This window comes from Streptomyces collinus (genome assembly GCF_031348265.1).
Classification (GTDB): Bacteria; Actinomycetota; Actinomycetes; order Streptomycetales; family Streptomycetaceae; genus Streptomyces; species Streptomyces collinus.
This window is the reverse complement of sequence record NZ_CP133771.1, coordinates 453446-466444: the sequence shown is the minus strand read 5'-3', so window position 1 is coordinate 466444 and position 12999 is coordinate 453446. Positions and strand designations below refer to the sequence as shown.

The following is a 12999-nucleotide window of genomic DNA, read 5'->3' as shown; positions in this document are numbered from 1 at the left end:
CCTAAAGCCATTTCAGCCGCTGCCGGGGCCGTGGGCACCTCGGCGTACGTGACTTCTTGCGACGGATCGTCCGGGCATGAAAAAGCCCTGGCTGGACGGGGGAGACCAGCCAGGGCCGTAAGCGGTGGCGCACGGAGGACGAGGGGTCGACTCCGTCACCACGTATGAATGAACGGTAAACCATCTAGGCGGTGTATGCGCCCCATGGACCGGGTGGCGTGACCTGTTTCACGCCGGGGAGTCACTCCGCGAGCACGCGGACCGTCTCCAGTTCCGGGTCTTCGGGGTCGGGCAGGTGCATGCCCGCGTCCAGCCCCGTCCGCAAGTACGCCAGCACCGGCTCGGTCAGGCGCTCGCCCGGCAGGACCGCGGGGATGCCGGGGGGATACGGCGTGATCATCTCGGCCGCGACCCGACCGGCCGCCTCGGACACCGACACGGTCTCGACCAGTCCGAAGAACGCGTCCCGGGGCAGCACCGCCTGCTCCATCCGCAGCTGCGATGGCGAGGGCACCTCCACCTTCGGCGCTCCGGGCAGGTCACCGGCCGCCCGGGCGAGGTCCCGCAGTGCTTCCAGCAGCTCCCCGGTGGTCTCCCGGTCGTCGCCGTGGGTGATCTGCGCGCCGATGCGGCGGTGATCCACCAGGTGCGCGTCGATGTGCCGGTGCTCGCGCAGCCAGTCCGCCGCCTGGAAGCCCGTGATTCCGAGGCTGGTGAGGTCGATGACGCCGGGCAGCGGGTCGAGGTCGTCGGCCAGACCCGGGCCGCAGAAGTCGTTCCGGTCGTTGACGTGCAGCCCGTCGATCTCCTCGATGGCGGCCCGGACCTCGGCGGCGAGCTCCAGCGCACCGCCCATCAGCTCCTTGCCGTGCAGCGCCATCTGCCGCCGCCAGCCGTCCAGGCCCGCGAAGATCAGCACCGAGGGGCTGGTGGTGCCCAGCAGGTCCGCCCGCATCCCCAGCAGCTCCGGCGGCACCAGGTCGCCCTGGAGGTGGAAGACCGAGCCCTGCTCCAGGCCGCTGCCCATCTTGTGGATGCTCGTCACACAGATGTCCGCGCCCGCGTCCATCGCCCACGACGGCAGATCCGGATGGAACGGCAGGTGCGCGCCCCACGCCTCGTCGACGATCAGCGGCCGTGAGCGCCGGTGACAGACGTCGGCGATCGCCCGCAGATCCGCGCAGCCGCCGTAGGGCGTGGGACTCGTGACCAGCGCGCCGCGCGCGTCCGGATGCGCCTCGAAGGCCTGCTCGAACTCCTCGGCGGACGGAGGATGGGCGAGGTTCCGCCCGGCATCCCACCGGGGCTCTGTCCAGACCGGCTCGATACCGGAGATGATCAGCCCCGCCACCACGGACTTGTGGGCGTCACGCCCGATCAGCAGCTTCTCGTGCGGGCCCGCGACCGACAGCATCGCGGCCTTCACCGAAAGGGAACTCCCGCAGGTGCTGAAGTAGGTGTGCTCGGCATGCACCGCGTCGGCCATCAGCTCCTGGGCCCGTTGCAGCACCCGGCCCCTGGTGAGCCGGTCGTCCAGACCGCCCGAGGCGAGCACGTCCCCGTGGAACACCGCGTCACCGAGGATCTCCCGGACCGCCGGATCCGCCCCCCGGGCCTGCTTGTGCCCGGGCGGCGTGAACGACAGACGCCCCTTGCGCCGGTACTCGTCCAGTGCTTCCAGAACGGGTGCTCGCGTGTGGTCGGCAGTCATACGCACCGGGTTCCCGGCGTGTGCCCTCGCAATCAGTACGGCGTGCGCCGCGCCATCAGGTCACGCCCGCAGCGGCACCGGCCTGCGCCCGGTCAGCCCTCCGGGGCGTGTTTGCCCGGGGCCACGATCTCGTCAAGCACCCGCAGCACCGCCTCGTACGACATCCGCCGCACGGTCGCGTCCCGGGCCCCCTGCGGGTCCGTCGCGCCCAGCTCCTCGCTCCTGGTCCGCCACGTCCGCTCCTCCTGCACCGCGCACTCCCTCGCACGCTGGATACGCCTCAACAGCTCGTCGGAATCCACCACATCGGTCATGCACACCGCCTACCCGGCCAGAGCACGGAGATGACATCGAGTCACAGCCGTCCGGGGTGTTTTCGGGTCTTCCGGCCGGACCGGAGGTTTGCAGGTGCGGGGAGAGGTGAGCCGAAGAGTAAGACCGCGGTGCTCGCGCGGTGCGCGCCCCGGATGCCGCGGAAGGTCGAGGCAGGCAGGGGGTCCGCGGACCCCGGGGCAGGCCCCTGCGGGCGGCCCCGGAACGCGGTCCGGACCCGTTTTCCGTCCGTGCTGTCAGGGAGCTGCAGAATGTGCGAGGAGCACATGATCGATTCACTGTTCGAGCCGCCCGGCGCCCGCCGGGCCCGGCCGTGCAAACCCGCCGAAGCGCGCCGGGCGGTGGAGCGGGCCGTGGCCGAACGCTGCCGGGCCACCCACACCCCGTGCGACACGGACGCCCTGTCCGACGCACTGCTCGTCGCCTCGGAACTCACCACCAACGCGATCCTGCACGGCGGCGGCGTCACCGACTTCCAGGTGGACGTCGACGGTCCAGGTGTGCGCGTCTCGGTGAGCGACCGCAGCGACGCGCTGCCCGTGACCGCGCCCCGCACCGATCCGCACGGCCGGCTGCGGCACGGCGGCCACGGCTGGCCCATCGTCTGCCGGCTCGCCCGCGATGTCCGGGTGTCGGACCTGCCCGCCGGGGGCAAGTGCATCACCGCTGTCGTCCCCCTGTCCTGAACGCCCGTGAGCCGGCACTCGACAGATTGCACTGCAAAGCGGAGTTTGTTCCACCGGGGTCAGGGCAGACGCAGTTTCGTGCTTCGGACCGGAGGCGCGCCAGCGGGAGCGGTATGACTGCCCCGGAGGCCCTCCAGGCGATCCGGGCAGCGTCCTTCCCGCGGTCAGTCCCTGAAACCACCGTTCAGGAGCGAATCCGCATGCTCATCGAAACGCCCACTCATCGTCCCGGCACGCCCGAAACGACGACCACCGCTTCCCGGCGGCGTCACGACGACGCCCCCGACACCGCCGCCCTCTTCGCCCGGATGGCGGAGCTGGAGGAGGGTCCCGAGCGGGAGGCCGTCCGCGACGAACTGGTCACCCTGTGGCTGCCCATGGCCCACCGCATCGCCGGCCGCTTCCGCGACCGCGGTGAGTCGATCGAGGATCTCCGGCAGGTCGCCGCACTGGGCCTGGTCAAGGCCATCGACCGGTTCGACCCGAGCCGGGGTGCCTTCGAGAGTTACGCCGTCCCCACCATCACCGGCGAGGTCAAGCGGCACTTCCGGGACCGCATGTGGGCCCTGCGGGTCCCCCGCCGTGTGCAGGAGCTGCGCAACAAGGTGCGGGTGGCACGCCGTGAACTCACCCAGAACCCGGGCAGCCCCGAGCCCTCCGTGGCGGACCTCGCCACCCACACCGGCCTGACCGAGGAAGAGGTCAACGCCGGGCTCGAAGCCCTGGACAGCTTCAGCACCCTGTCGCTGGACGCCGAGCTCTCGGCCGACGACGACGGCTACAGCCTCGCGGACACCCTCGGCGCGGCCGACTCGTCCTACGACGTCGTCGTGGACCGCGAGTCCGCCAAGGAAGGCCTGCGCCGGCTGCCGGAACGCGAACGGGCCATCCTCTACATGCGCTTCTTCGAGGACATGACCCAGAGCCGTATCGCCGACCACCTCGGCATCTCCCAGATGCACGTCTCCCGCCTCATCAGCCGCAGCTGCGCCCGGGTGCGCGACGAGGTCCTGGGGCAGCGGGCGGGCAACCGGGGGAGCGGCGGCACCTCCACAGCGGCCTGACCATCCGACCCCACGAGGAGCGAACGACCATGCTGAGGCCCCACCCCGCCGTGCTGCGCCGACTCGTCGACGAGTACGAGGCCCTGGCGGCCGCCGAGGCCGCCCGCGGACCGGCGGAGCCGAACCCCCGGGCACGCGACCTGGCGTACACGCTGTGCGTGTCCACCGGCACCCGGGACGTCAAGCGCGCCCTGGAGGCCGCCCACCAGTTGCTCGCGGCCACACCCGCACCGGCCCGCGAACCCGTGGCGCCGATGGCCGGACCGCGCATGCCGGCCCCGGAGCCCGCCTGATCCCCGCGCGCCCCTGACGCCGGGGGAGACGAGGCGCAACGAGGCCCGGCCGACGGCACAAGCCGCGGCCGGGCCCCTGCGCGTCAAGACGACGACACCCTAGGAGTTCCATGTCCACAGCGGGGCGGGCGGCAGGCGCCGACGACGGCGAGCTGGAGCGCCTGCGCACCGAGCTGCGCGATCTGCGGGCCCGGGCCCGGGTGCGTCCGCTGATCTCGCAGGCGCAGGGCATCCTGCAGGAGCGGTACGCGCTGCCGGACGGGGAGAGCGCCTTCGCGCTGCTGCAGCGGGCGTCCCAGCGCTACAACGTCAAGCTGCACACCCTGGCCGGAGTCCTGGTGACCGCACCGCGCCCCGACGGGCCGGACGCCCTGTGGTTCCCGCGGCGCGTCCGCGGGCCGGAGCCCGAGCTGACCTTCACCCAGGCGCACCGGTCCGGGTCCGGCAGCCGCGGCGCCGTCCTGAAGGCCGTGCTGCGGTCCACCCTGACGGTGACCGGCACCGACATGGGCAACGTGCAGCTCCCCGACCCGGCCCGCGGAGGGCTGCGCATGGAGCAGCACACCGGCCTCACGGCCGACTTCGTCGACTTCTTCGCCCACGTCGGCGAGGACGGCACGTCCTGCGCCCGGGCCGCCCGGGACGTCTCTCAGGTCACCGTGCGTGACGTGGAGAGCGATCCGGTGTTCACCGAACCGGCCCGGCGGGCCATCCTCGCGGCGGGCAGCAGGGCGTGCCACAGCGTCCCGCTGACGACCGAGTCCGGGCTGTGCGTCGGCATGGTCTCGGCCCACATGGACCGGCCCCTGGACGGACTGACCACCGCCCAGACCAAGGCCCTCGACACCGTGGGCGGCCAGGCCGGCCGCTGGCTCGCCTGGCACGACCGCACGGTGGTCCTGGACGCCCTGGAGCACCTGCACACCCTCGGTAGCGCAGGCCGCGGTTCGAGGTTCCGGCGGTCCTGAGCCCGCTCCAGGTGGGGCGCGGCGCCGTACGGCTGGGCCGCCGGCACCCGGCGCGGAAGCGGAATCCCCTGGTCCGGGCGTTGTGCAGGGTGTGTGAACGCCGACCCGGGGCATCCGCACTGCCGGGAGGTCGACATGAACACGAGTGCGATGGCACAGAGCGGTCGGTTCCGGGCCCGGCGGATGGCGCGGGGTTCGGTGACCGAGGGGGCGGCACGGGCGGGTTTCGCCGCCCGGGGCGTGATCTATCTGCTCGTCGGAGCGCTGGCCCTGCAGATCGCCTTCGGCGACACCGGCCGGCAGGCCGACCGCGGGGGAGCGCTGCAGGAACTGGCGCAGAAGCCGTTCGGCGCGGTGCTGCTGTGGGCGCTGGGCATCGGGCTCGTCGGCATGGCCCTGTGGCGGCTGTCCGAGGCGCTCTTCGGCTCGGTCGGCAAGGACGGCCGCAGCGCCCGCAAGCGGCTGATGGCGACGGTCCGCTTCGCCTTCTACGTCTTCGTCGCCTACTCGGTGCTGACGTTCGCGGCCAGCCGCCACCAGAGCGGCGGATCCAGCGACCAGCAGTCCCGGGACGCCACGGCCAGGGCCCTGGAGATTCCCGCCGGCCAGTGGCTGGTCGGTGCCGCGGGCCTCGTGATCGTCGGCGCCGGGGGCTGGATCGCCGTACGGGCGGTGCTGCGCAAGTACCACGACAAGCTGCGGCTGGGGCAGATGAGCCGGCGGACGCGGCAGCTCGTGGACGTCACCGGCGTCGTCGGCGGCGCCGCCCGCGGGCTGGTGTTCGCGGTGGCGGGGATCTTCGCCGTCCGCGCCGCCGTCGACTACGAGCCCGACAAGGCCAAGGGCCTCGACGACACCCTGCGCACCTTCGCCGACACCCCGCTCGGACCCTGGCTGCTGGTGTGCGTCGCGGCCGGGCTGGTGCTCTTCGGAGTGTTCTCGTTCGCCATGGCCCGGTGGCGACGCGTCTGAGCCGCGTCTCGTGGGGAACACGAAGCCAATGAGCGATTCCGAGATTCCGCATGGCGACGGCCGGCCCGTGGACGTGTACCTGGACCTCCTGCGCATCCGGATGGACACGGAGGACTACCGCCTTCTGATGCGCGCGGTGGAACCGGTCCTCGAGGCGATCGAAGAGGAACGCCTGTCCAGCCTCGACTTCGCGCTCGACTCAGGGCCCGACGACGAGCTGCCCCAGGAGGTCCGTGACGAGGTGGCCCTCGTCATCGCCACCGCCGTCACCGGCCGCCTGGACAACGAAGTGGTCGAACTCCACGTCGACGACACCGGCCCGGTCCGGATCGTCACGGACGCCACCACCGCGTCCGATCCGATCCGCCTCGGCGAGATAGCCGACTACATCCGGGACCGGCACAAGCAGACCGAGGAACTGCGGGGCATCGCCGAGGTGAGCGGACTGCCCACGGACTTCTGACGGCAGCGGCCGGCAGAAGCCGGCGGGCGCCTCTCACCCCTTGGGCGCCGCCACCGGCACGCCCAGCGGCCGGGCGAGTCCGACCACGGCCTCGTCCAGCCGCTCCAGATGCCGCAGCACGCGGTCGGTGATGCGGCCGTAGCGCGGTGTGCCGGCGTCGGATCCCAGCAGGGAGGCGATGCTCGGCCCGGTCTCGACCTGCGCGCCCGCGTGCTCGTCGGCGACCCGGGCCGCGATGACCCCGATGTTGCGCACCGTGCGCCCGGCGGCCCCGCGCAGTCGCGGGTCCGCAGCGATCGAGGGGTGCGTGGGCAGCAACTCGGCCGTCGCGGCCAGCGTCCGCGCGTGATAGGCGCACGTCTCCAGCAGCGCCACCACGTACCGGGCCGTGTGACGGCGGGTCCGCAGCGGGGTGACCGGATGGATCAGCGGCTGGGTCGCGGCCCGCAGATCGGCCAGCGCCTGGTCGAGGTCGCGCGCCTTGTCCAGCAGTTCGTCCGCCGGTCCGCCGCTGAGCTGGCCGACCGCCGCCTCGGTGACCTCGGCCAGCCGTTCCAGCACGGTGCCGAGCAGCTCGTTCGTCCGGCGATCCGTCTGCACCGGCAGGACCAGCGCCGCCGCGACCACCCCGCAGACCGCGCCGAGCGCCGTCTCCTGGATCCGCAGCACGAGCACGTCGAGGCTGTAGGTGTGCAGCAGTGTGTACAGCAGCCCCAGCATGGCGGTGACGAAGAACGACATCAGCGTGTACGACAGCGGAGCCGTGTAGAACATCGCGAAGATCAGCACCAGGACCAGGGCGAACGCCGTCCAGGTGTGCCCGCCGACCAGCCCGGCCAGGACGATGCCGGCCACCACGCCGAACACCGTGCCCAGCAGCCTCCGGTACCCCTTGACCAGGATCTCGCCCGTCGACGCGGTGTTGAGGAAGACGATCCAGCACGTCAGCACCGCCCAGTACCAGCGCTGCGTGGACAGCAGCTCGCCGCCCACGATGGCCAGTGAGGACCCGACGGCGACCTGCACGGCCGCCCGCGTGGTGGGCCGCCGCAACCCGGTCTGCTCCTCCTGCTCCGCTCCCTCGCCGCCGTCGATCGCGGCGTCCTCGGCGTCCAGTTCCTCGCGGGAGCGGGCCGTCGCGGGGCTGTCGTCCGACTCGTCCTGTGGGCCGTCCAGGGCGATCCGCAGTCCGAGCACTGCGCGGGCCGACTCGCCGATGCCGCGGAAGACGTCCTGGACGGCGGCCGACGCGGGCGGCAGGTTCTCCTCGTCCCGGTAGCCGAGGAGCCGGTTGCGCACATGGGCCAGCCCGGTGCCGGTGTCGCCGCTGCCGGCCCGCAGCACCAGGGCGTGCAGCGCCTGCAGATCGCGGCGGAGCGTGGCGCCCGCTTCGTCCGGCAGCTCCGGCCCGGCGAGCGACGGGGCGGGCGCGCCCGGCAGGTGCAGGGTGAGCGTGTCGGCTCGCTCGGCGGTCCGGGCGGTCAGCAGCAGCAGGCCGAGCCGCTCCGCGGCGATCTCGGCGTCCGCGATCCTGCGCTGCACCAGCCGCGCCGCAGACTCGTCCGGGGTGCCCTCCTCCAGCCGTCCCTGGATCATCATCGCCGTCTCGTGCAGCCGCGCGGTGCCCTCGCGGACGGCCTCCAGCGCCTTGTCCATCTCGTCCGCGGGAGCGTCGAGCAGTTCGACCTGCGCGGCCACCAGCTGCGCCAGCCGCGCCCGGAAGGCCAGGCGCAGCCGCAGCAGCACACCGGTGGGCGTCGCGGGCACGACCGCGAACCGCATCAGGGCACTGGAACAGAACGCCACGGCCAGGGCACCGCACAACGCGGGCAGGGTGGAGGCCGTGGCGCCGACGAACAGGGACAGGAAGTAGACCTGGAAGCCGATCAGCCCGAGCGCGGTGCCCCGGTCGCCGAACCGGCGGCCGTAGACCGCACAGAAGATCAGGACGACGAAGAAGACGTCACCGACGAAGAGACGCGTGTTGAGGACCGCGCCCAAAGACACCGAGGCCAGGGCCACCGGCAGCCCCAGCGCCAGCGTCACGGCCTGTGCGGCCGGCTGCTTCTCGCGGATGGCGAAGGTGGCGACCATCGCCGCCATGGCCCCCGCCACCAGGATGTGCACATCGGCCCGCAGCAGGGAGAGCACGAGCAGGGTCAGGGCGATCGCGCCGACCGTCCGCAGCCCGGCCGTCAGGCGCAGAAGCCCGGGGTCGGACGCCGCGATCCGGTCCCGCAGTCGTGCCCGCACCGTGCGTCCCGCTGCCCTCACACCGCCGCACTCTCTCCCGACTCACACCAAGATCCGTATCTCAGCATGACATGCCACGGGCGGACGCTCCCGTCCGGCCCGGTCCTACTCCGGCCGGCCGGACCCCTCGACCTGCGCCCGCACCTGCTCCGGCGTCAGATAGGCGTCCGTGTACTCGAAGTCCTTCAGCCGGGCGGCCTTGCGGGCCTGGAACCCCGTCCGCACGAAGTCGTCGCCGGCGACGGCGTTGAGCAGCCAGTTCGTCATCACCCGCGTCTTGGCCACGTTGGTGCGCAGCGCCGACCAGTGGTAGCCGCGGGCCACGGCCTGGGCGGGCAGCCCGCGCAGTTCGATGCCCAGCGGCTTGGAGACCGCGTCGGTGCCGCCGAGGTCGACGACGAGCCCGAGGTCCTTGTGGACGTACGGCTTCATCGCCTGGCCCCGCAGCGACGCGATGACGTTGTCGGCGACGTGCTTGCCCTGCCGCAGCGCGTGCTGTGCGGTGGGCGGGCACATCGCCCCGTCCCCCTTGGCCAGGTCGGGCACGGCCGCCGAGTCGCCGAGCGCGAACACCCCGTCGTCGCCGGGCAGGTTCATCTCCGGGGCGACCGCGAGCCGCCCCTTGACCGTCTCCGCGCCGAGCGTGGCGATGAGCGGGCTGGCGACGACCCCGGCGGTCCAGATGAGCGTGCGGGTGGGGATCACCCGCCCGTCGGTGAAGGTGACCTCCTCGGGACCCGCCTTGGCGATGGAAGTGCCCAGGGAGATCTCGATGCCCCGACGGCGCAGGATCTCCTGCGCGCTGCTGCCGAGCTTGTCGCCCAGCTCCGGCATCAGCTTCGGCGCGATGTCGATCAGATGCCACTTGATCAGCCCCGGGTCCAGCCGCGGGTAGCGCTTGACCGCAGCGTGCGTCAGCCGCTGCAGGCACGCCGCGGTCTCGGTGCCCGCGTAACCGCCGCCGACCACCACGAACTGCAGCCGCGAGGCCCGCTCCACGGGGTCCTGGCTCGCGTCGGCCAGGTCCAGCTGCGAGATGACGTGGTCACGGATGTACGCCGCCTCCGCGAGCGTCTTCATCCCGAACGCGTGGTCCGTCAGCCCCGGGATGTCGAACGTCCGGGTGATGCTGCCGGGCGCCAGCACGATGTAGTCGTAGGGCTCGTTGACGATCTCGTCGGTGATGGTGCGGATGACGCAGACCTTGGACTTCAGGTCCACGCCGATGGCGCCGCCCGGAATGATCCGCGTGCGGTACTTCTTGCTGCGGCGCAGCGAGACGGCGATCGACTGCGGCGTCAGCACGCCGGAGGCGACCTGGGGGAGCAGCGGCAGGTAGAGCTGGTAGGCGAACGGCGTCACCAGCGTGACGTCGGCCTCGTCCGGGGAGAGTTTCCGTTCCAGACGGCGGACGCACTCCACGCCGGCGAAGCCTGCGCCAACCACCAGGATCCTGGGTCGTGTCACGGTGTTCATCCCTTTCTGCGGCTCCAGGCGGTCTGCCTCGAACGCCTTCCGACTGCCCCTGGATCGCTGGTTCGCACCCTTTCGATCCCACCGTGTGTCCCACGGGCGCGCCAGCCGGACGCGGCAGGCAGACGAACGCGTCGATCACCACCATGCCCGCACCGTGGCCGAAAAGCACCAGGCAGGAGTGAAGAACGCGTGCACACCCGGCCAGCCGGACCCGCCGTCAGGAGCCGGTGTCACCTCGGACGTGACACAGCAACAGGCACACGTCGTCGTCGCGCTCGGAATCGCTCAGCAGCGGATGCAGGAGCCGGTCCGCCGAACCCTCCAGGTCCGCGTCCAGCTCCGCGGAACGGAACCCGCCGAGCGCGGAGGCCAGCCGCTCGATACCCGGGTCTATGCCCTGCGCGCGCCGCTCCACCAGCCCGTCCGTGTACAGGGCGAGCGTCGAGCCGGGTGCCAGTTGCTCCGTGTGGTCGGCGATCTCCTGGGTGAGCGGGATGCCGAGCATCGCTCCGGGCTTGGCGTCAAGGGTGCGCACGGTGCCGTCGGGCAGGCGCAGTACCGGTGGCGGATGCCCCGCGGCGGCCCAGGTCAGCGTGGGCTCGTCCGGGTGGAACCGGGCGATGACGGCGGTGGCGTACAGGTCCGGCTGGAGGTGGTGCAGGAACCGGTGCAGCCGGGTCAGCAGCCGGCCCGGGCTGTCGCCGTCGACGGCGTACGCCCGCAGCGCGGTGCGCAGCTGGCTCATCATGACCGCCGCGTGCAGACCGTGTCCGGTCACGTCGCCGATGACGGTGATGAGACCGCCGTCCCGCTGGGGGAACGCGTCGTACCAGTCGCCGCCGATGTTCAGCCCGTGCGTGGCCGGAAGATACCGCGCGGCCAGGCTGAGACCCGGCGTGGCGGGCAGGTCGGTCAGCAGGGCGCGCTGCAGCGTCTCGGCGATGTCGCGGTTGTGCTCGAAGCGCCGGGCGTTGTCGATGGCGATGCTGGCCCGCCGGGTGAGCTCGATCAGCATCACCGCGTCGTCCGGGTCCCAGCGCCCGCCGGGCGGCGACAGCGTCAGGACCCCCAGCGGCGCCCGTCGCGTCGGCAGCGGCACGCACAGCAGCGGCCGCCCGGGATCCAGCGCCGACGGCGGCTGGTCCTCGACGCCGGGCAGGTTGCCCGGGTGGTCGGCGGCGTACTGGGGCCGCCCCGTGCGGGCCGCGACGACGGCGGCGGCCGGATGCGGTGCCGACCGGTGCCTGTCCTCCTCGTGGTCGAAGAGCCACACGTCGACGCTGCTCGCGTACTCCGGCACCAGCAGGTCCGGAAGCCGGCGCACGATCTCCTCGTGATTCAGCGACGCCGTCAGCACGGCGCTCGCGTCCGCGAGGAACGTCAGCCTGCGCCGGGCGCTCTCCGCCTCGTTGCGGGCGCTGCGCTCGGCGGCGAAGGCCTCACGCTGGGCCCGCCCGGCCGCGTCCAGCTCGGCGTGCAGGGCCAGCACGCCCTGGTTGGTCTGGTGCAGCTCCTCGCGGTGGAAGGAGACCAGGTCCTCCTGCTCGGTGAGCTTGTCCAGCACGACGGCCGTGTCCTCGTCGGCGCCGAGCAGCGCCTCCGACAGTGCGGCGGGGTCGGCGGCGACGGTGCCGTCCTCGGCGGCCTCGGCCGTCTCGGGGCAGGGGACCGTGACCTCCCAGAGCGGCTCCCCGGCGGCGCAGGCCTCCGGCGACGGGGTCACCACGACGTGCAGCAGCCCCTCCTCGGCGGGGGAGCCCGCCAGGTCCATGGTCAGCCGCCAGGTGCCGCCCTTGGTGAGGCACTGCCGCAGGTGGGCGCTGAGGGCGGCGGCCAGCCGGGTCCGTTCGACAGTGGGCACACCGTACGCGGCGGCCAGGCGCGCGAGCGAGATGCGGGCGCGGGCCGCGTCGGTGACGGTGGTGATCTGCCAAGTGCGCATCATGGGTGTTCCGGCGGGGTCGAGGTCAGCACGGCCACGGCGGTGTCGTCCCGCACCGGCCGGGCGGGACTGCTGGCGTCACGTATCGTCACGGCGGCCGTCACGGCCGGGTCGGCCGGCGCCGGCCCGGGGCCCGACGGCGGCGTCCAGCGGCTGGGCAGGCCGTCGGTGTGCAGGATCAGCAGGGGGTCGTCCGACCAGTCGGCCTCCTCCTCGCGGAGGGTCGTGGGCCGGTGGACCCCGACGATGCCGGGACGCGACAGCAGGGCGCGCCAGGCACCGCCGGTGCGCAGCCGCGCTCCCACGTTGCCGATGCCGGCGAACCGCAGCCGCCCGGCCGACAGGTCGAGCTGGGCCACGGCGACGGCCGCGCCCCGGGTGTCCCGCAGCGCGTCGTGCAGCCGCCGCAGCGACTCGGCGGGGGAGAGATGGGCCCAGCGGTACAGGGCCGTGACCGCGGCGGACGAGGCGCGCGCGGCCTCCGGCCCGTGGCCCAGCCCGTCCGCCAGCAGCAACGTCACCCGGTCCCCGGCCCGGACCCAGCCCCAGGCGTCCCCCGAGTACTCGGCTCCGCCGTAGGGGATGTTCACCCCGCCGGCCCGCACACCGGCGACCGGCAAGGAACGGTTCTGCGAGGCGGCCCCGGGGCCCGGGGCCGTCGCCGCGCGGTCGTCCCGCCCCGCTCTGCGCGGGGCCCCGCCCGTGGACCCGCTGCCGGTCGGAGGGCCGGTCCGGTCGCCCGGCACGGCGGTGCCCGCTGCCCGCAGGGACATCGCGTGGGTGCCCGGAGTACCGTCGTCCGCCGGGGCAGCCCGGAGGCCGGTCCGGCTTCCCGGTG

The 12999-nt window shown here is 73.0% G+C and carries 11 protein-coding genes and 1 pseudogene; 6 read left to right on the top strand and 6 right to left on the bottom strand.

The window, feature by feature from the left end:
• Positions 1-241: 241 nt before the first annotated feature.
• Positions 242-1711, bottom strand: a complete 1470-nt coding sequence (locus RFN52_RS02085; protein ID WP_184854377.1) for an aminotransferase class I/II-fold pyridoxal phosphate-dependent enzyme — start codon at positions 1709-1711, stop codon at positions 242-244.
• A gap of 92 nt (positions 1712-1803) precedes the next feature.
• Positions 1804-2025: a hypothetical protein gene (locus tag RFN52_RS02080; protein ID WP_184854378.1), complete on the bottom strand. Its 222-nt coding sequence runs from the start codon at positions 2023-2025 to the stop codon at positions 1804-1806.
• 270 nt (positions 2026-2295) lie between these two features.
• Here RFN52_RS02080 and RFN52_RS02075 point away from each other — a divergent pair, with 270 nt between their 5' ends.
• The 6 genes from RFN52_RS02075 (at position 2296) to RFN52_RS02050 (ending at position 6490) form a co-directional block, all read left to right on the top strand.
• Positions 2296-2730 carry an ATP-binding protein gene (locus RFN52_RS02075; RefSeq protein WP_184854379.1) on the top strand — a complete coding sequence of 145 codons (435 nt, stop codon included), beginning with the start codon at positions 2296-2298 and terminating at the stop codon, positions 2728-2730.
• Positions 2731-2930: 200 nt separating this feature from the next.
• Complete coding sequence (locus RFN52_RS02070; protein WP_184854380.1) at positions 2931-3794, top strand: SigB/SigF/SigG family RNA polymerase sigma factor; 864 nt, start codon at positions 2931-2933, stop codon at positions 3792-3794.
• 29 nt (positions 3795-3823) lie between these two features.
• Complete coding sequence (locus tag RFN52_RS02065) at positions 3824-4087, top strand: DUF5133 domain-containing protein (RefSeq protein WP_184854381.1); 264 nt, start codon at positions 3824-3826, stop codon at positions 4085-4087.
• Positions 4088-4197: 110 nt separating this feature from the next.
• Positions 4198-5055, top strand: coding sequence for an ANTAR domain-containing protein (locus RFN52_RS02060; RefSeq protein ID WP_184854382.1), 858 nt, complete (start codon positions 4198-4200; stop codon positions 5053-5055).
• A gap of 135 nt (positions 5056-5190) precedes the next feature.
• Positions 5191-6027: a DUF1206 domain-containing protein gene (locus tag RFN52_RS02055; RefSeq protein ID WP_184854383.1), complete on the top strand. Its 837-nt coding sequence runs from the start codon at positions 5191-5193 to the stop codon at positions 6025-6027.
• Positions 6028-6055: 28 nt separating this feature from the next.
• Positions 6056-6490, top strand: coding sequence for a hypothetical protein (locus tag RFN52_RS02050; protein ID WP_062924908.1), 435 nt, complete (start codon positions 6056-6058; stop codon positions 6488-6490).
• A 33-nt stretch (positions 6491-6523) separates the two neighbouring features.
• Here the strand turns inward: RFN52_RS02050 and RFN52_RS02045 are convergent, their stop codons facing one another.
• The 4 genes and pseudogenes from RFN52_RS02045 to RFN52_RS02030 all read right to left on the bottom strand — a co-directional run.
• Positions 6524-8764, bottom strand: a complete 2241-nt coding sequence (locus RFN52_RS02045) for an FUSC family protein (protein ID WP_184854384.1) — start codon at positions 8762-8764, stop codon at positions 6524-6526.
• A gap of 84 nt (positions 8765-8848) precedes the next feature.
• Positions 8849-10219, bottom strand: coding sequence for an NAD(P)/FAD-dependent oxidoreductase (locus RFN52_RS02040; protein WP_184854385.1), 1371 nt, complete (start codon positions 10217-10219; stop codon positions 8849-8851).
• Positions 10220-10436: 217 nt separating this feature from the next.
• Complete coding sequence (locus RFN52_RS02035; RefSeq protein WP_184854386.1) at positions 10437-12164, bottom strand: PP2C family protein-serine/threonine phosphatase; 1728 nt, start codon at positions 12162-12164, stop codon at positions 10437-10439.
• Positions 12161-12880: pseudogene (locus tag RFN52_RS02030) on the bottom strand (SpoIIE family protein phosphatase); the annotation flags it as partial. The pseudogene RFN52_RS02030 and the gene RFN52_RS02035, both read right to left, overlap by 4 nt.
• Positions 12881-12999: the final 119 nt, after the last annotated feature.

Bases quoted from the DNA above. Each gene is read 5' to 3' on its own strand.
- RFN52_RS02085 (WP_184854377.1), bottom strand. From the start codon at position 1,711: ATGACTGCCGACCACACGCGAGCACCCGTTCTGGAAGCACTGGACGAG.
- RFN52_RS02080 (WP_184854378.1), bottom strand. From the start codon at position 2,025: ATGACCGATGTGGTGGATTCCGACGAGCTGTTGAGGCGTATCCAGCGT.
- RFN52_RS02075 (WP_184854379.1), top strand. From the start codon at position 2,296: ATGTGCGAGGAGCACATGATCGATTCACTGTTCGAGCCGCCCGGCGCC.
- RFN52_RS02070 (WP_184854380.1), top strand. From the start codon at position 2,931: ATGCTCATCGAAACGCCCACTCATCGTCCCGGCACGCCCGAAACGACG.
- RFN52_RS02065 (WP_184854381.1), top strand. From the start codon at position 3,824: ATGCTGAGGCCCCACCCCGCCGTGCTGCGCCGACTCGTCGACGAGTAC.
- RFN52_RS02060 (WP_184854382.1), top strand. From the start codon at position 4,198: ATGTCCACAGCGGGGCGGGCGGCAGGCGCCGACGACGGCGAGCTGGAG.
- RFN52_RS02055 (WP_184854383.1), top strand. From the start codon at position 5,191: ATGAACACGAGTGCGATGGCACAGAGCGGTCGGTTCCGGGCCCGGCGG.
- RFN52_RS02050 (WP_062924908.1), top strand. From the start codon at position 6,056: ATGAGCGATTCCGAGATTCCGCATGGCGACGGCCGGCCCGTGGACGTG.
- RFN52_RS02040 (WP_184854385.1), bottom strand. From the start codon at position 10,219: ATGAACACCGTGACACGACCCAGGATCCTGGTGGTTGGCGCAGGCTTC.
- RFN52_RS02035 (WP_184854386.1), bottom strand. From the start codon at position 12,164: ATGATGCGCACTTGGCAGATCACCACCGTCACCGACGCGGCCCGCGCC.